16 protein-coding genes and 1 pseudogene are annotated in these 15,096 nt (G+C 67.2%); 8 read left to right on the top strand and 9 right to left on the bottom strand.

Annotated elements, in window-relative coordinates; genetic code table 11:
- Positions 1 to 9 precede the first annotated feature (9 nt).
- The 3 genes from M1L58_RS18325 to M1L58_RS18315 form a co-directional block, all read right to left on the bottom strand.
- Complete coding sequence (locus M1L58_RS18325) at positions 10 to 810, bottom strand: ABC transporter ATP-binding protein (RefSeq protein WP_248659977.1); 801 nt, start codon at positions 808 to 810, stop codon at positions 10 to 12.
- Positions 811 to 863: 53 nt separating this feature from the next.
- Positions 864 to 1,607, bottom strand: coding sequence for an ABC transporter permease (locus M1L58_RS18320; RefSeq protein ID WP_248660002.1), 744 nt, complete (start codon positions 1,605 to 1,607; stop codon positions 864 to 866).
- A gap of 199 nt (positions 1,608 to 1,806) precedes the next feature.
- The gene (locus M1L58_RS18315; protein WP_248659976.1) at positions 1,807 to 3,039 is read right to left on the bottom strand and encodes a serine hydrolase domain-containing protein; all 1,233 of its coding nucleotides are present in this window, start codon (positions 3,037 to 3,039) and stop codon (positions 1,807 to 1,809) included.
- Between the two features lie 113 nt (positions 3,040 to 3,152).
- On the opposite strand from M1L58_RS18315, the gene ygiD reads away from it, so the two are divergent.
- Positions 3,153 to 4,013 carry a 4,5-DOPA dioxygenase extradiol gene (gene ygiD, locus M1L58_RS18310; RefSeq protein WP_248659975.1) on the top strand — a complete coding sequence of 287 codons (861 nt, stop codon included), beginning with the start codon at positions 3,153 to 3,155 and terminating at the stop codon, positions 4,011 to 4,013.
- A 159-nt stretch (positions 4,014 to 4,172) separates the two neighbouring features.
- Here ygiD and M1L58_RS18305 read toward each other — a convergent pair whose 3' ends face one another.
- The 4 genes from M1L58_RS18305 to aqpZ form a co-directional block, all read right to left on the bottom strand.
- On the bottom strand, positions 4,173 to 4,658 hold the full coding sequence (locus tag M1L58_RS18305; protein WP_248659974.1) for an SRPBCC family protein: 486 nt from the start codon (positions 4,656 to 4,658) through the stop codon (positions 4,173 to 4,175).
- Positions 4,659 to 4,661: 3 nt separating this feature from the next.
- Positions 4,662 to 5,036, bottom strand: a complete 375-nt coding sequence (locus M1L58_RS18300; protein ID WP_006865530.1) for an ArsR/SmtB family transcription factor — start codon at positions 5,034 to 5,036, stop codon at positions 4,662 to 4,664.
- A gap of 396 nt (positions 5,037 to 5,432) precedes the next feature.
- Entirely contained in the window at positions 5,433 to 7,097 is a 1,665-nt protein-coding gene (locus tag M1L58_RS18295; RefSeq protein WP_248659973.1) for an ABC-F family ATP-binding cassette domain-containing protein, read from the bottom strand.
- A gap of 41 nt (positions 7,098 to 7,138) precedes the next feature.
- On the bottom strand, positions 7,139 to 7,939 hold the full coding sequence (gene aqpZ / locus M1L58_RS18290) for an aquaporin Z (RefSeq protein ID WP_006865528.1): 801 nt from the start codon (positions 7,937 to 7,939) through the stop codon (positions 7,139 to 7,141).
- 388 nt (positions 7,940 to 8,327) lie between these two features.
- Here aqpZ and M1L58_RS18285 point away from each other — a divergent pair, with 388 nt between their 5' ends.
- The 6 genes and pseudogenes from M1L58_RS18285 (at position 8,328) to M1L58_RS18260 (ending at position 12,756) form a co-directional block, all read left to right on the top strand.
- Entirely contained in the window at positions 8,328 to 9,263 is a 936-nt protein-coding gene (locus M1L58_RS18285) for a hypothetical protein (RefSeq protein WP_248659972.1), read from the top strand.
- A 195-nt stretch (positions 9,264 to 9,458) separates the two neighbouring features.
- A pseudogene (locus tag M1L58_RS18280) lies at positions 9,459 to 9,934 on the top strand (flavin reductase family protein).
- Complete coding sequence (locus tag M1L58_RS18275) at positions 9,931 to 10,668, top strand: pyrimidine reductase family protein (protein WP_248659971.1); 738 nt, start codon at positions 9,931 to 9,933, stop codon at positions 10,666 to 10,668. Before M1L58_RS18280 ends, M1L58_RS18275 begins: the two are co-directional and overlap by 4 nt.
- A gap of 51 nt (positions 10,669 to 10,719) precedes the next feature.
- Positions 10,720 to 11,919: an NAD(P)/FAD-dependent oxidoreductase gene (locus M1L58_RS18270; protein WP_248659970.1), complete on the top strand. Its 1,200-nt coding sequence runs from the start codon at positions 10,720 to 10,722 to the stop codon at positions 11,917 to 11,919.
- Positions 11,920 to 11,967: 48 nt separating this feature from the next.
- Complete coding sequence (locus tag M1L58_RS18265) at positions 11,968 to 12,204, top strand: hypothetical protein (protein ID WP_248659969.1); 237 nt, start codon at positions 11,968 to 11,970, stop codon at positions 12,202 to 12,204.
- A 69-nt stretch (positions 12,205 to 12,273) separates the two neighbouring features.
- On the top strand, positions 12,274 to 12,756 hold the full coding sequence (locus M1L58_RS18260; protein ID WP_248659968.1) for a hypothetical protein: 483 nt from the start codon (positions 12,274 to 12,276) through the stop codon (positions 12,754 to 12,756).
- Between the two features lie 84 nt (positions 12,757 to 12,840).
- Here M1L58_RS18260 and M1L58_RS18255 read toward each other — a convergent pair whose 3' ends face one another.
- A complete protein-coding gene (locus M1L58_RS18255; protein WP_248659967.1) occupies positions 12,841 to 13,263 on the bottom strand; it encodes an NUDIX hydrolase in 423 nt (140 codons plus the stop codon).
- 153 nt (positions 13,264 to 13,416) lie between these two features.
- Between M1L58_RS18255 and M1L58_RS18250 the strand changes: the two genes are divergently transcribed.
- Positions 13,417 to 14,475 (top strand): N-acetylmuramoyl-L-alanine amidase, encoded by a 1,059-nt coding sequence (locus tag M1L58_RS18250; RefSeq protein ID WP_248659966.1) that lies wholly within the window; start codon positions 13,417 to 13,419, stop codon positions 14,473 to 14,475.
- Between the two features lie 28 nt (positions 14,476 to 14,503).
- Here the strand turns inward: M1L58_RS18250 and M1L58_RS18245 are convergent, their stop codons facing one another.
- Positions 14,504 to 15,067, bottom strand: a complete 564-nt coding sequence (locus M1L58_RS18245) for a TetR/AcrR family transcriptional regulator (protein WP_248659965.1) — start codon at positions 15,065 to 15,067, stop codon at positions 14,504 to 14,506.
- Positions 15,068 to 15,096 lie beyond the last annotated feature (29 nt).

Below are 15,096 nucleotides of genomic sequence, written 5' to 3'. Positions count from 1 at the left end.
AAGCGGTGGTCAGCGGGCGGCGTCGGCGACACCGAGGGCGGTGAGGAGTTCGGCACGCAGCCGCGGGATCTGCGGGTCGACGGAGTCGTCGGAGTCGTCTCCGGTGGCGCCGCCGCGGGGATCGGGGACCGCGATGTCCTCGACGATCCGGCCGTCGGCCAGCACGACGACCCGGTCGGCGAGTCGGAGCGCCTCGTCGACGTCATGGGTGACGAGCAGAGCGCCGAATCGGTTGTGGCGCCACAGCGAGATCAGCAGTTCGTGCATGGTGCGGCGGGTCAGGGCGTCGAGCGCACCGAACGGTTCGTCGAGCAGCAGGAGCTGTGGACGTGCGACCAAGGCGCGGGCGAGCGACACACGCTGCGCCTGGCCACCGGACAGTTGCGCCGGCCAGGCACCGGTCTTGTCGGTCAGGCCGACCTCGTCGAGGGTTCGGCGGGCGCGTTCCCTGGCCTCGGCCTTGCCGACCTTCTCGCGGACGAGTCCGAACACGACGTTCTGCAGCACCGTGCGCCACGGGAACAGACGCGGTTCCTGGAACGAGACCGCCGGAAATCCCGCAGTGCTCACCGTTCCGGATTCGGTTTGCGACAACCCTGCGAGCAAGCGCAAGAGCGTCGATTTGCCGCTGCCGCTGCGTCCGATGAGCGCGACGATCTCGTGCGCCCCGACGCGCAGCGTCACATCACGGAGGACCAGATTGTCGCCATAGCCGAGACTGGCGTTCTCGACCTCGGCGGCGTACGCACGGGCGTCGTTGCGCGCGGTGGGCACGGTGACCTCGAGGTCGCGGGTGGCGATGGCGGTCATGGGGGACTCTCTCCTGCTCGGGGTGACTCTTGTCGGGGGCAGCGCGTTGCACGTCAACGGTTCTGGTACTGGGTGGTGTAGCGCTCGAGGGCGCGAACGATGGCGTCGGTGATCAGACCCAGTGCGGCGTAGACGATCAGGCCGAAGAAGATGATGTCGGTGCGCAGGAAGTCGCGGGCGTTGTTGATCAGGTAACCGAGCCCGGAGGTCGCGGCGATCTGTTCGGCGACGATGAGACTGAGCCAGGCGATTGCGAGCGCCTGACGGAGGCCGACCAGGATCTGCGGCATCGCTCCCGGGATGATGAGGTCGCGGATGGTGGTGATCCGTGAGAATCCCAGCACGCGCGCCGTTTCCACGAGCCGTGGGTCGATCTGCCGGATGGCGGCGGAGGTGTTGAGGTAGAGCGGGAAGAGTGCCCCGAGGGCGACGAGCAGGACCTTGGGCGTCTCCCCGATCCCGAACCAGAGGATGAACAGCGGGATCAGGCCGAACAGCGGCAACGCCCGGATGGCCTGCATGTTGGGGTCGACGATGGAGTCGGCGTACCGGCTCAACCCGACGAGGAGACCGAGTCCGACGCCGACCAAGACACCGATCGCGAGACCGATGGCCACACGCTGCGCGGATGCGGCGACGGCGTCGAGGAGATGACCGTTGGACAGTACCTCCCAGCCCGCCTCGGCGATCAGCGACGGCGCGGGCAGGCGATCTTGCGGGATGACGCCGAGCGCACTGCCCAGCTGCCACAACACGAGGACGGCGATCGGCGAGAGGGCCCGGATGACCGTGTGCAGTCGACGGTTCTTCGTCTTCGTCTGGGCGGATGCCGAATTCGCCGAATCGGACTCGTCGGGAACTCGTGCTCCGGGCGCGCTGATGCTCAGGGTCTGGTCGGCCACGAGGCCGACGCTAAAAACCGGGGCAGGGTCGGCGACACCCTTCGATTCAGCTTGAGTGCAAGTCCACCTTCCGGCGATGTGTCGGGGACCGCACCTAGTCCCGCGGGATCGGCGGCGCGTGATCGGGCGCCATGAGCGCCGCGATCCGCGAGAAGATCGGGTTGCCTCCGTTGTCGTAGGAACCGTCGGGACCGAACGCCTCTGCTTCGTAGGTCACCGCGACCGCGATGGACACCTTCTCCTCGGGCAGGTAACCGACCACGGCGGCATACCCGTTGAACAGCGGGTTCTGGACGATCCAGTCGCCGGTCAGGACCACGCCCATGCCGTAGGTGTAGCGCTCGCTCATCTCCAGGCACGTCGCGCAGCCGTACAGCGGGCGGGCGACACCTCGGAGCCGGGTCGAGGTCATCGTCTCGTAGGACTCCTTCGACAGCGTCTCACCGGCGAAGAGCTTGCGTCCGGTTGCCTCGACGTCGTAGATGTTCGAGGTCTGGATGGCCCCGTGGGTGATGCTCCACGACGGATTCCATCCGGTGGTCTCCTCGTAGAACGGTGTGTCCGGCGGCAGATTCAGGAATCCGCGGCGTTCGGAGGAGTATGCGTGCAGGGCGGGCTCGGGGATGGCCGCGGTCAGACTCGACACGGTGTTCTCGAGTCCCAGTGGCTCCGAGATCCGTTCGCGGAGCAGCTCTTCGACAGGCTTGCCGGTGATCTTCTCCAGCGCGAGGCCGAGGATGACGTAGTTGGTGTGAGCGTAGTTCCAGTTCGTGCCGGGCTTGTACAGCAGGGGCTTGTCCACCGCGTAGGACAGCATCTCGTCGGTGGTCCACGCCTTGAACGGGTTGGTGAGCTCGGTCGTTTCGAAGGCGTCGTTGCCGAGGACATAGTCCTGGTACCCGGAGGTCATCGTCGCGAGCTGACCCAGCGTGACCTCGTCGGCGTGCGGAATCTGCGGAACCCATCTGCCGATGGTGTCGTCGAGGGACACCTTGTCCTCGTCGACGAGCTGTAGCAGGACCGCGGCCACGTACGCGATGGCGACGGCCCCATTGCGGAAGTGCATGTCGGGGGCGGCCGCGACACCGGTCTGTGATTCGCCGTACGCCTTCGTGATCACCTCGTCGCCGTCATCGGTCACCCGGACGATCACCGCTTTCAGGTGTTTCGACGCCTTCAACTCCTCGACGATCCGCTCGATCGCCGCAGCTTTCTCCGGGGCCGACGAGGCGCCGGAGGATTCGGCAGGCCCCGACCCGCCGGAGCCACACGCCGCGAGTACCGCGACCATCAACATCACCACGATCGTCGACCAGCGCTTTGCCATACGGTCAGCGTCCGACATGGGTCGTGGTCGCGAGTCGGAACCGGCGGATTCGGCACGCAAACGCGGCGTACCGTCTTCTTCTGACCCGACCAGCACGACCCGAGGCGGCCACCATGACCACCACCCAGCCGATCATGCCGGCCGCGTTCATCGGACACGGCAACCCGATGAACGCACTCGAGCGCAACAAGTACACCGAGGCATGGCGAGCACTGGGGCAGGCGGTCCCGAAGCCGCGGGCGATCCTGGTGATCTCGGCGCACTGGTACACCAACGCGACGGCGGTGACGGCGATGCCGCGCCCGCGCACCATCCACGACTTCTACGGGTTCCCGCAGGATCTCTTCGACGTCCAGTACCCCGCGCCCGGTGACCCCGAGGTCGCCGAGATGGTCTCCGACGTCGTCAAACCCACGTGGTGCGGCCACGACCTGGACAGTTGGGGCATCGATCACGGCACCTGGTCGGTGCTAGTGCACACGTTCCCCGACGCCTCGATCCCGGTTCTGCAGCTATCGCTCAACGCCTTCAAGGACTTCGAGCACCACTACGAGTTGGGCCGCAAGCTGGCGCCGCTACGTGAGCGGGGTGTGCTCATCATCGGCAGCGGCAACATCGTCCACAACCTGCACGCGATCGATTTCGCCAAGGCCGACTCCGGCTACGACTGGGCCCACCGGTTCGACGACGCCGCCCGTGAAGTGCTGCAGGACAACCCCTCTGACGTCCTGAGTCTCGCCGGGCACCCCGACTTCGACAACTCGGTGCCGACGCCGGATCACTACCTGCCGATGCTCTACATCGCCGGGCTCGCACAGGAGTCGCCGCTCGATCTGCTCGTCGACGGGCATGCGGCCGGTTCGATCTCGATGGCCGCCTACACGCACGGCCTGGACGTGAAGACGGGAACGTTCGGCGACGCGCCGGCCGCCGAACTTCCCGACGGTTTCCCGCCCCTGGACTCCAACATCTGAATCCCGCGGCCGACTAGGCCCGAGGCGTCAGCCGAGCCGCTCCCGCCGCCCGAGTAGACCCGAGCCGCCCCCGCCGGCCGAGTAGGCCCGAGGCGCCAGCCGAGCCGCCCCCGCCGGCCGAGTAGGCCCGAGGCGCCAGCCGAAGGCCGTATCGAGGTCTCAGGACTTCAGGAACTCGTCGATCTGGTTGATGGCCGCGGTGGAACCCTCGACGACACCCATGTCGAGCACCTTCTGAAGTGCTTCGGCGGATTCGAAGGTGCTGATGTAGGTGGCGACGGTCTTGCCGTCCTTTTCCACGAACGAGTACGAATTACGCGACTCGGGCATGTCGGTGATCGGGTTCAGGTCCGCATCGGCGAACCCGTCGAGAAACGTGAAACCGTGTGGCTCGTCCACGGATTCGACCTTCCAGTAGCCGCCGAACCTCTCTCCTTCGGGACTGGTCATGTAGTAGGTGACCTTGCCGCCCGGCTTGAACTCGTGGTCGACGACGGTCGCCGGGTAGGTCGGCGGGCCCCAGATCTTCTCCAGCTGGCGCGGGTCGGCGTAGATCTGCCAAACACGGTCGACGGGGGCGGCGAACTCCGCGTTGATGGTGATCGTGCGGGCGTCGAGGTCCGGGGTGATGTCGATGACAGGCATGGTTCATTCCTCCGATGATGTTGCAGTTGGTGGGGTTTCGAGCGAGAGCAGGTCGTCGATGCGCGCGATACGGCCACGCCACACCTGTTCGAGTTCGGAGAGCATCGAGGCCACCGAACGCACCGCGGCGACATCGCCGCTGGCAAGTTGCTCGCGCCCCTGACGTCGTTTCGTCAGTAGGCCCGCCTTCTCCAGCACGGCGACATGCTTCTGCACTGCCGCGAAGCTCATGTCGTATTTCGCGGCGAGCACCGAGACCGAGTGTTCACCGGCGAGCACGCGCCGCAGGATGTCACGGCGAGTGCGATCGGACAGCGCGTGGAACAGGGCATCGGCCCTGTCCTCCTCGTCTGGCGATGTGCCAGTGGTTCCGGCCACATCTCAAACATACAACCGATCGGTTGTATGTCAACCCCTGCGGCGACATTCACCGCACTCAGGACCGCACGCCCCCTTGCTGCCTGAGGTGCGAGAAGCGCAAGCACGGCCCACTCGCTGCCTGAGATGCGAGGAGCGCAAGCACGGCCCCCTCGCTGCCTGAGGTGCGAGGAGCGCCAGCGACGAGCCACGAAGGCCTGGCGAGACACCCTCGTCCACCCAACTACCGGTCGACGTCAACCCGACCGACAGACTTCGATCGACGTCTGCCGGTCGAGTTGAGGTTCGGCAGTCGGGATCCGGGCGCTTCTCAGGGAGCGGACCCTTTCGACCCTCACGACGGCCTGGTGACCCACTCTCCCAACCGGCCACCGGTCGACGTACGAGGGTTACGTCTCACTGCTCGGTGACGTGACCACCCTCGACATGCCAGTGCCGGTCGACGCGAACGTTGGCGAGCATCCGCCGATCGTGGGTGACCAGGAGCAGCGCCCCGTCGTAGGAGTCGAGTGCCGATTCCAACTGCTCGATCGCGGGGAGGTCCAGATGGTTGGTGGGCTCGTCGAGCACCAGGACGTTCACTCCGCGGGCCTGCAGCAACGCCAGTCCGGCGCGGGTGCGCTCCCCCGGCGACAGCTCGCCGACCGCCCGGTCGACATGGTCGGCGCGTAGACCGAACTTGGCCAGCAGCGTCCTCACGTCGGCCATGGTGTGGTCGGGTACCAGTTCGGCAAAGCGATCGGCCAACGGCGTCGTACCGGTGAACTGCCCACGCGCCTGGTCGATCTCACCGATCGCGACGTTGGCGCCGAGTTGCGCTGTCCCCGAATCGGGTTCGAGGTGACCGAGGAGGAGTCGCAGCAATGTCGATTTGCCGGCACCGTTCGGCCCGGTGATGCCGATACGCTCTTCCGCGTTCACCTGGATCGAGACCGGCCCCATCACGAAGTCCCCCTGTCGCACAACGGCGTTGTTCAACGTCGAGACGACCGAGCTCGATCGTGGTGCGGAGCCGATGGTGAATTCGAGGACCCATTCCTTGCGCGGTTCGGCGACCTCGTCCAGGCGCGCGATCCGACTCTCCATCTGCCGCACCTTCTGCGCCTGTTTCTCACTCGATTCGGTGGCGGCGCGGCGTCGGATCTTGTCGTTGTCGGGCGCCTTGCGCATCGCGTTGCGCACTCCCTGACTCGACCACTCCCGTTGGGTACGCGCCCGTGCCACGAGATCGGCTTTCTTCGCGGCGAACTCCTCGTACTCCTCGCGCTTGTGCCGGCGCGCCACCTCGCGTTCTTCGAGGTAGCTCTCGTAACCGCCGCCGAAGACAGTGTTGGTGTGCTGGGCCAGGTCGAGTTCGAGAACCCGGGTGACGCTGCGTGCGAGGAACTCTCGATCATGACTCACGAGCACGACCCCGCCGCGGAGGCCTGCGACGACCTCCTCCAGTCGGGCGATGCCGTCGAGATCGAGATCGTTGGTCGGCTCGTCGAGCAGCACGATGTCGAATCGGGAGCACAGGAGTGCAGCGAGGCCGACCCGCGCGGCCTGTCCACCGGACAGGGCGGTCATCGGCGTGGTGTCGGGGTCGATGACATCGGTGGCGAGACCGAGGTCGGCGAGGACCGCCGGGAGGCGTTCGTCGAGATCGGCAGCGCCGGTGGTGAGCCAGTGATCGAGTGCCGCCGCATAGACGTCGGCGGGGTCGTCGGCACCGGCCGCGGCGGACTCGTCCGCAAGCGCCTCGGCCGCAGCGTCCATCGCCTGCGTGGCAGCCGTGCAACCGGTGCGACGCCCCACGTATTCACGGACCGTCTCACCCGGAATCCGCTCGTGTTCCTGAGGTAGCCAGCCGACGAAGGCGTCCGACGGTGCCCGCGACACCGACCCCGCCAGCGGCGCGAGATCACCGGCCAGGACGCGTAGCAGCGTCGTCTTACCCGCCCCGTTCGCGCCGACCACCCCGACCACGTCGCCGGGAGCGACGGTGAGGTCGAGGTGATCGAACAGGACGCGGTGGGCGTATCCGCCCGCGACATCCTTGGCGACGAGAGTTGCGGTCATCGGTCAATGGTCGCACCACCGGCGACGCCGGCCGTGCCCGGTCAGGCCCTGGTCTTCCCCTGCGTCGGCGCGGTGGCCGGTTCGTCGGGCGCCTTGCCCAGCGCGAACTTTCCGTCCTGGAACATCAGCGGGTAGAGGATGCCACCGATGAGGCCGCCCAGCAGCGGCGCGAGCCAGAACAACCACAACTGTCCGGGGGCTCCGTTGCCGTTGAAGAACGCGACCGCCGTCGAACGCGCCGGATTGACCGAGGTGTTGCTGATCGGGATGGAGATCAGATGGATCAGCGTCAGGGTCAGACCGATTGCCAGCGGCCCGAATCCGGCGGGTGCCCGGCCGTCGGTGGCGCCGAGCACGACCAGCAGGAAGAACGCCGTCAGGACCACCTCGGCGATCAGGACCGCCACGAGGGTGTAGTTGTTCGGCGAATGGTCTCCGTAGCCGTTGGCGGCCATGTTGCCGGTCGCCTCGAAGCCCGGTCGGCCGCTGGCGATCGCGTACAGGAGGGTGCCGGCGAGCAGGCCGCCGACGACCTGGGCGATCCAATACCCCGGCAGGTCTTTCACCGGCAGTCGGCCGCTGACAACCGCCCCGAGGGTGATCGCCGGGTTGAAGTGGGCGCCCGAGACGTGCCCGACGGCGTAGGCCATCGTGACGACCGTCAGGCCGAACGCCAGTGAGACGCCGAGCAGACCGATGCCCAGCTGGATCAGGGTGTCGTTGTCCTCGCTGGCGTTCGCGACGTACTTGGCCGCGAAGATGGCGCTGCCGCAGCCGCCGAAGACCAGCCAGAACGTGCCGAACAGCTCGGCCAGCAACCGGCGTGGAGTACTTGCTGTCATGAGACCGTGTCTCCTTCGCCCGGCTCGTCGACTCGCGGCACGGCGACGCCGAGCCGGTATGTCCCCGCCACCGTGTCCCGAGTGGACCGCAGTCCCCGAGAAATGTCTGCCTGTTTACGAATCTCATGCTCAGAATTGACGCTCGCGTGTCCTTCGATGCTCATTCGACTGCATGAAAAACGGCATTCCGTGCGTTCACGAAATAGGCCGGGAACGCAATCTTCGCGACTTGGAGCACCCGTCCTGAGCTGCCAAAACATTCGCTTGAATGCTACCGGTCGACCTTTCTCGAACGCCCTGTTGGGCGCGTTTGGGCGCGGTACTGTCGCGTAGTCGATGACCGCCTCCGGTCGAATCTCGCGTAATCGCCTCAGAGAAGGAGCCCATCGTGGGTAGTCCCTACGATCCCAACCAGCCCACTCGGCTCGGCCCGCAGGATGGGCAGCAGCCGTACGGTCAGGAACCGTACGGGCAGCAACCGTACGGTCAGCAGCCCTACCCACACCCGGGTTACGGACAGCAGCCGTACAGCCCACAGCCCGGTGGTCAGCAGCCGTATGGACAGCAGCCTTATGGTCAGCAGCCTCCCCCACCTCCGGCGTCGTCGGGTGGCGGCAAGAAGTGGTGGTTCATCGGCGGCGGTGGCCTCCTGCTTGTGCTGATCGTCGTGGTGGCGGTCGTCCTCGCGTTCACGCTGGGCGGCGGCGACAGCTCCGACGAGCCGAAGGTCCCGACGGCGTCGGCCGTCGCCCTCCTGCTACCGGAGTCCGAGTTCCCGGACATCACCGGCGAATTCACGCTGGAGACCGAGCAGTCCGACGACGACGGCACCACCGTCGACAACGAGAAGTGTGCTCGACTGGTGAAGACCCCGGACACCAGCGCCGACTTCGCGCAACGCGAACTCTCCGAGACCGTCGACGGCGGCGAGGTCTTCTTCGGTCTCGACCAGTACAGCGCCGACGTGACCAAGCCCGCCGATGGCGGCTACGACGACTTCGACGAGATCCTCTCCGCCTGCGAGACCTTCACACTGAACCTCGAGGAGGACGGCGAGACCATCCCCGTCGCAATGAAACTCGACAAGCAGACCCTGCCCATCAGCGGCGACTACAAGGCCGTCCGGATGACCGGTCAGTTCTCCATCTCCGACATCGAGGTCCACATGGTGGGCACCCTCGTCGTCGGCGAGGAGCGCGGCGTGTCGTTCTCGGTGTCCCACAACACCTTCAGCGACAGCGCTCCGTCGGTCAGCTCGGAGGTCACGAGCAACCTCGCCGAGATGTACACCGCGCAGCGTCAACAGATCACCGACGCCGCCTAGTTTCGACGCGCTACGAACCCGCCGCCTCCGAGACCGGTTCATCGGCTTCGGCCGATGTTCCGGTACCGGAGGCGGCGACCTCGCGTTCTGGCACCTCCCGGGGATTGAGAACGGCACAGATCGGGTATCGCTCGCACGTCAGATGGCCGGCAAGCGGAAGAGGTGGGTGTGGCCGGAACGGACGCGTTCGACAAGATGGTCGAGATCATCGACTACCCGGTGTTCGTCGTGACCACCGTCGCCGACGGTCGCCGGTCGGGATGTCTCGTGGGTTTCGCCACCCAGACCAGCATCGACCCCCGCCGTTTCCTCATCGGCATCTCGCAGGCCAACCACACGCACGGCATCGCGACCTCCGCCGAACACCTTGCCGTTCACCTCATCCCGAGCGCTCACCGCGAGCTCGCCGAACTGTTCGGAGGGCAGACCGGCGACGAGGTCGACAAGTTCGCGAGGTGTGTCGCTGGTCAGAAGGACCGTACGGGCTGCTCATTCTCGACGACTCGGAGATGTGGTTCGCCGCAAGGATTCTCGATCGCATCGATGTCGGCGACCATACGGCGCACATCGTCGAACCGGTCGACGGCGCGGTGGTCGTCGACGATCCGTCGCGCGATTCGTGGGTCAGTTTCGCCGATGTCCGCCACATCGACCCGGGGCACGACGCATGAGCGACAAGACGCTGCAGGACCATCCGGATTTCGACGCCCCGACCTTCGCCGAACGCCATTACGCCGACTTCCCTGAGGGTGTGCGCACCAACATGGTGATGAGCATCGACGGCTCGGTGAGTTTTCGCGGTCGGGTCGGTCCGCTCTCCTCACCCGCCGACCGCGCCCTCTTCCATGCTTTGCGTGCGCTGTCCGACGTCGTGCTGGTCGGAGCCGCCACCGCGCGCGTCGAGAAGTACGGTCCCCCGGCGCTGCCCGACCAGCTGATCGCGTTGCGGTCTCGCCTTCGGTGGCCGGGGGCGTCGGACATCCCGCGCCTGGCGATCGTCTCGCAGTCCTGCTCACTGCCCGAGAGGTCGCTCGACGTCCCACCCGAGCAGCGCCCGATCGTCATCACCTCCGCGCTGGCCGACACCTCCGCGGTGAGCGACCACGCCGAGGTCATCGCCGTGGGCGACGAGACCGTCGACCTTCCCGCGGCGATCGACGAGCTGCGGGCCCGCGGGCTGCGCCGCATCCATTGCGAGGGCGGTCCGAGCCTGCTCGACAAACTCGTCGAGGCCGACCTCGTCGACGAATTCTGCGTGACGATGGCACCTCAGGTGACCGGCGAGGGCAGCCCGGTCACCGACCCCGCCGCCGCGGTTCTCAGCCCACTCGATGCCCCGCGTCGCTTTCGGCTCGCACACGCGGTCCCGCACCACGACGACGTCTTCCTTCGCTACGTGCGGTGACCGCGGCAGACCCGCCCCGTTTCCCGGCGGGAACACCGGGTACCCGTCGCCATGACCACATCCAGCGAGTCCCGCCGGTTCGACGTCGTCGTCGTAGGTGGCGGCAACGCCGGCATCAGTGCCGCCGCACGCCTGACCCGACGCGGCGTCTCGGACATCGCGATCATCGAGCCCCAAGCCGTACACACCTACCGGCCGTTGCTGTCCTATGTCGGCGGCGGACAGGCGACACTCCGCGAAGCCGAACGCACCCAGCGGTCGGTGACCCCGGAATCGGCGACCTGGCTCCGGGATTCGGTGACATCCATCGACGCCGGCCGGCGGACGATCCGGTGCCGGTCGGGCACCGTTGTGGAGTACCGGGACCTTGTCCTGGGGGTCGGTCTCGTACCCGACTCGGAAGCAATGCCCGGCATCGAAGAGGCGATCGACGAGCCGTCGGTGACCAGCAACTACCTCGACCGAGCGGCGAAGACCTGGGAACTGGTGACCTCGATGCCGCGCGGCGGTCGAGCGGTGTTCACGGTGCCACGACCCCCGGTCAGCTGCACCGGCACCACCCTCAAGCCGCTGTTCCTCGCCGCCGCGCACTGGGAACGCACCGGAATCCTGCCGACACTCGACATCACTTTGGTCGTGGACCGTCCTCACCTGCTCGGCGTCGACGACCTCGACGCCCGCCTGTCCGCCCGTCTCGAGGAGCTCGGCATCCGTGTCCTCCTCGACTCCGGAGTGCAGTTGCATCCCGGTGACAGGCGGGTCACCGCAACGTCGGCCGCCCGCACCGAGGACCTGGAGTTCGACCTGCTGCACGTGGTGCCACCCTTCCGCGGCCCGTCGATGGTCGAGGAGTCCGGACTCGCCGGGGGCCACGAACACGGACTCGTCGACATCGATCCGCACACGTTGCGACATCGCTCGCACCCCGAGGTGTGGGCGATCGGCGACGGGGCCGCGATCGCCACCGACCCGTCGGGCGGAGGACTCCGTAAGCAGGTGGAGATCCTGGTCGACAACATCCTCGCAGCACGCACCGGCGACCCCTTACGCGATTTCGACGGCTATACGGTGGCACCCATCGCGACCGCGTCTCACCGTCTCATCGCGGCCGAGTTCGACCGGGGCGGAACATCGATGTCGTCGATCCCGTCCTTCCTAGACCCCCTCAAACCGCGCCGCAGCGCCTGGGCGTTCGACCGTTACGTCCTGCCCCGCCTGTACTGGAATCTGATTCTGCGAGGGCGTGTCTGACGTGAGATCCGGCGGGACCAGAGGGTGCCGCCGCTAATATCCTCGTCCATGAGCAAGCCGAAGAAGAGCTGGAAAGAGCTATCCCCCACCGCAAAAGCCGCCATCGTGGCGGTCGCGGCCGTCGACGCGGGCACCCGGGTGTGGGCCCTGCGAGATCTCGCCGGACGCCGCCCCGAGGAGATCAACGGGCCCAAGCGTGCCTGGGCGATCGGCCTGTCGATCGGTTCGACCGCCGGTATCGGACCGGCGATCTACCTGCTGTGGGGCCGCAAGCGCCGCGGATGACGTCAGTCGAAGGCGGCGTCGAACGTTCCGCGGGACACTCGGCGCCGTCCTGCGACTAACGTCTGCGGCATGCAACAAGACCGCAGCCGGCAGATCATCTGGGTTCTCGCCGGAATCGCGACGCTCCTCGTGGCCGTGTTCGTCGTGCTCGCCACGTACACCTTCACCCGTGACCGCGACAGAGGCGCCGACGCCGCTCCGGTCACCGTGACCGTCACGAGCAGCCCGGCCGAAGTACCGGCGCCTCAACCCGCGCCGGTGACGCCTCCCCCGGTCACCACCCAGCCGGAGCCGACCGGGTCGACGCCCTACGAGGGTGGTCCGTGTTTCGAATCGGAGGCACGTTCGTTTGGTACCGCAGCCGACGGAACGAGCCTCGTGTGCAACTATATGGGCGCGGACGGGGGCTTCAGGTGGGTGCAGCACGCCGACAACGACGGGTCAGTCCACAACCTCGGGGAACCCTGCGACCCTGCTGTCGACAAGGTCGCCCAGGACCCGTCCGGCAAGGCGATCATGTGCGGCGGCCAGTTCTGGGTCGACGGCCCGTGACGCCGCAGAATCGCGGGTTCAACCGCAGAACCGCTGGCCGTGAGCAGCGCGTCTTCCGACAGCCGGCAATCCTGTCCGTAGGCCTCAGACCAACTCGGGCAGTACGCATTCGGTAAGCGGCGCGAGGTCCGGCGGGAACGCCGAACCGTCGAGTGGTTGCCAGCGCAGTTCGGCAATCTCGGCGGCGGGGCTCAGCGTCCGCGCGTCCCGGTCGAGCACCGTCGTGGAAACGAAGACCTCTGCCTCCACGTCGAACCCGTCTTCGTTCGCGGCGACCGCCCGGTAGACGCCACGCGACTGCAGCTCCGACGGGTCGAGTTCGAGGTGCAGTTCCTCTCGGCATTCGCGGATCGCCGTCTGCAGCGCGGTCTCGCCGGGCTCGGGCTTGCCTCCGGGGAACATGAATCGCGCGGTGCCGCGCTTCCGCACGGTCAGGACCGCGCCGGCGGAATCCCGCAGGACCACCGCACTCACCCGGATGACAGCTGAATCGACCACGCAACCCACCTTAGTGTCCGCACCTACCGGGCGAATCGGCGGTCACGCTCGAGGGCCGAGTTACCGGCGACGTCGGGCGTAGGCTCGAATCATCGAAACTCTTTGACAGGGTGGACTTTCGGAGCAGTGACGCAGAGTAGGCACACGAGGGAGGCGACCACGGTGGCATGGACCGGCGACCCGATCTGGCTGGCCGACGTACTGCGCGCCGAGGGCCTGGCCGTCATCGAACACGCCGGGTGGCGTGGCCGCGGCCACGGGGATTTCCGCGACCTGCGCGGGGTGATGTGCCACCACACCGCCGGTGGTGGCCCCAACGACTGGCGGGTCGTGCAGGACGGTCGGCCCGGCCTGCCGGGGCCACTCGCGCAGCTCGTCCTCGAACGCGACGGGACCTACCGGGTGATCGCGGCCGGGGTGGCGTGGCATGCCGGGGCCGGCTCCCATCCCGGATGGCCGACCGACAACGCGAACTGGCACGTGATCGGGATCGAGGGCGTGAACAACGGCGTGGGTCAGGTCTGGCCCGCGGCGCAGATGAATGCCTACCGGCGTGGCTGTGCAGCGATCCTCCGTCGACTCGGCCGACCCGCGTCGGATTGCGTCGGTCACAAGGAGTGGTCGTCGGAGGGCAAGATCGACCCGAATTTCGACATGGTGTCGTTCCGTGCGGAGGTCGCCCGCCTCATCGCCGGTGGCCCGCCGGCACCCGTGGAGAACGAGATCGACGCCGAAGCCCTGGTGGCCCGGGCCTGGATCGGTGCCAGGCTCACACCCGGCGAACTGCCGACCGCGGACGGCGTCGGACGCTTCGCCCGGTTCGCCAACGGCACGATCTACTGGCACCCGTATGTGCGCAACGGCGAAGCGACGGCCGTTCCGGCGCATCTGATGGAGACCTACGCGCAGTACGGATTCGAGTCCGGCTTTCTCGGCTACCCGACCCTGCGCCACACCGTCGTTCCCGGCGTCGGCGACATCCAGGCGTTCGAGGGCGGCACCCTCTACCGCCGCTATGGATACGACGGCTTCCCGGTGCGGGGTGTCATCGGCAAACGCTGGGCGGCGGAGGGTTATGAGACCGGCCCTCTCGGCTGGCCGATCTCCGACGAGTACGACAACGGCACCGGCGGTCTCGCGCAGGACTTCGAGAACGGGCGCCTGCAGTGGGACCCGTCCGGTGCCGTGAAGGAGATCAACCGCGGCAGCGACGCGATGTGAACACAGCCGACGCGCACGTCCGCCTGGACTACCGTTTCGAGAACCGCGAATTCAGTTCTGCCACACGGGCTGCCCGGTTCTCTGGACGCATCCGCCCGGCACGTTCGAGCAGATGAATGCCGTGCAGGGCAGCCCAGAAGGTCTCCGTCGCACTGCCGCGGTCGTCGTCCCCGATGGTCTCGGCGAGAACATCGAACCCCGCCCGTAGATCCGCGGGCGTCTCGTCGCTGGCGAACTCGGCGTCGATGGCCTGCTGGAACATCGCTTCGTACACGGCGGGGTGGGAACGCGCGAAGTCGAGATAGGCGTTGGCAACCGACTCGACGCGACCCCCTGCGCCACCATCGCTCGCCGCCGCACGACACTGCCGCGTCAGCTCGACGAAACCCTCGAGCGCGACGGCCAGCATGATCTCCGACTTGCCTCCCGGGAAGTGACCGTAGAGCACCGGCTGCGAGTATCCGATGGCCTCGGCGAGATGCCTCGTGGTGACCGACGACCAACCCTCGTCGTCAGCACGACGCCGCGCGGCCTCGAGAATCGCACGACGCCGTTCCTCATAGCGCTTCTGCCGCGCGGTCTGTTCGGCCATCGGATCTCCTCCATTGCACTCGCTCGCAA

Source organism: Gordonia sp. C13 (genome assembly GCF_023218005.1).
GTDB lineage: Bacteria > Actinomycetota > Actinomycetes > Mycobacteriales > Mycobacteriaceae > Gordonia > Gordonia namibiensis.
Note: the sequence above shows the minus strand (reverse complement) of the source record. Positions and strands in the feature narration are given on the sequence as shown.